We start from the raw sequence: 2,164 nt of genomic DNA, 5'->3' as shown, positions 1-2,164 counted from the left end.
CCCTCGTCCCCCTGAGCCAATCCGTCTAGCCCCGCACAACGAACGGCCCGGGCCCCCCACCGAAGGAGACCCGGGCCGAACGAACAACCCACCGCACACAGCGCTACGGCAACACCGGCGCCAAGGGATCACAGCACCACCGGCACCACAGGAACACCGGGGTTACGCAAACACCGGCACTACGGGAACACCGGCGCCCCATCACGCGTCAGCCGCCACCCCACCGAAGCGAACGCCGCCGGATCCACCGACCCCTTCTCCCGCACCCACCCGATGATCGTGTTCCGGATCTCGTCCGAATCCGCCCACACCTGCCGCGCACCCGGCACATGCGGGAAGTTCCCCCCACCACTCGCCCGGTAGTTGTTCACCGCGAACACGAACCGCGCCGCCGGATCGATCGCCTTCCCCTCGAAGGACAGACCCACGATCCGCGAACCCACCGGCCGAGCGATGTCGATGTCGTACGTCACCCCCGACACCGCGTCGTAGTTGTAGTCCGGAATCCCGTCCGCGTTCGTCAGCTTCGCCGTGTCCACCGGACCACCCGCGGCCGTCCGCACGAAATACCGCGCCGAATACTCCAGGTACTCCCTCAACTGCGCACCCGTGAGCAGCCGCGCCTCCAGCGTGTTCTCGAACGGATACAGCCCCGCCGCGTCCTTGATCGTCACCTCACCGGCCGGAATCCCCGCCGTACGCGAGAAACACGAAGCCTGCGACAGCACCGGCAACGCCGCGAACTCCCCACCCGCCAGCGCCGTCCGCACCGTCTCCGTCTGCACCTGGTTGATCAGATCGATGATCGGCTCGTCCTTCCACGGCGCGTCCGCCGTCGACATCGCCACCACCGACGTACCGATGACCTGGTTGACGTACTCCACCACCTTGCGGTGCTCCGACCGCAGCAGCGACGTCACCCCCCGGTCCTCCGGCACCGTGTTGGAGTTCAACACCCGCGAACCGGCCTTCTCCACCGTCCAGCGGCCCCTCTCCCACACCAGATCGAAATCGAACAGCGTCAGCCGCTGACCCCACTTCGCCGGCTCCGAGAGCACGACCCGCTTCCCGGTCTCCTTGTTCGTCACGAAGTGCTCGGCGATCTCCACATGCGCGTGCCCCACCAGAATCGCGTCGATCCCCGGCACCTGCTCCGCCACCAGAGCCGCCGCGTTCTCCACGTACGGCAACTGATCACCCCACGACGACGTCCCCGAAGAACCCGAATGCGCCGAGACCAGCACCACGTCCGCACCCATCGACCGCAGCTTCGGCACCCACTTCGCCGCCTGCTCCTCCAGACCCGGGAACACCATCTTCCCGCCCACGTTCGCCTTGTCCCAGATCGCGATACCGGGATTCGTCAGCCCCAGCACCGCCACCCGCACATCACGCCCGTACGGCGTCCGCATCCGCTTGATGACATACGGGGCGAACGCCGGCCGCAACGTCCTCGCGTCCAGCGCATTCGCCCCGAGCAACGGAAAGTCGCACTGCTCCTCGAATTTCCGCAGCACCGGAATGCCGTAATTGAACTCGTGATTCCCGAGCGCCGCCGCGTCGTAACCGATCGCGTTCATCGCCTGCGCCATCGGATGCACCGGACCACGCCGCGCCGTGATCGGATCGACCTTCGCGTAGTAGTACGACAACTGCGTGCCCTGGATCGTGTCGCCCGCGTCGATCAGCAGCGTGTTCCGACGGCCCTTCTCCCGGCGCACCTGCTCCACCAACGTCGAGATCTTCGCCAGACCGACATCGTTGTGCGCGGAGTCGTCGTACTCCTTGTCCGTGAAGTAGTCCCAGTTGAAGACGTTCCCGTGCAGGTCCGTCGTGCCCATCACCGTGAACGAGTACCGCTTCGGAGGACGCCCGTGACCATGCCCATGGCCGTGCCCCTTCGCCTCCGCCGCACCGGCCGAGCCCACGACCGCACCTCCCGCCATCGCCGCACCCGCACCGGCGGCAGCCGAACGGCCCAGAAACGTCCTACGGTTCAACGGCATCTCTTCACTCCTCGTTCAGTGGGGCAACGCGCGTAGATTCTGGCCCAGCACCCACCACGCACAACACCCCGCACAGGTTTCGATCTGATGACCACGCGACACCCACCACGACACACCACCCCCGTGCCACAGTGAACACATGACCGAAACCCCCGCAC

The 2,164-nt window shown here is 66.5% G+C and carries 1 protein-coding gene; it reads right to left on the bottom strand.

Going from position 1 to position 2,164, the window contains the following annotated elements; all coding sequences use genetic code 11:
* Positions 1 to 179: 179 nt before the first annotated feature.
* Entirely contained in the window at positions 180 to 2,006 is a 1,827-nt protein-coding gene (locus HET64_RS38225; RefSeq protein ID WP_215111816.1) for a bifunctional UDP-sugar hydrolase/5'-nucleotidase, read from the bottom strand.
* Between the last annotated feature and the right edge of the window lie 158 nt (positions 2,007 to 2,164).

Source organism: Streptomyces sp. McG3, assembly GCF_018619185.1.
Lineage (GTDB): Bacteria > Actinomycetota > Actinomycetes > Streptomycetales > Streptomycetaceae > Streptomyces.
This window is presented reverse-complemented; position numbering and strand designations above follow the sequence as displayed.

Bases quoted from the DNA above. Each gene is read 5' to 3' on its own strand.
- HET64_RS38225 (WP_215111816.1), bottom strand. From the start codon at position 2,006: ATGCCGTTGAACCGTAGGACGTTTCTGGGCCGTTCGGCTGCCGCCGGT.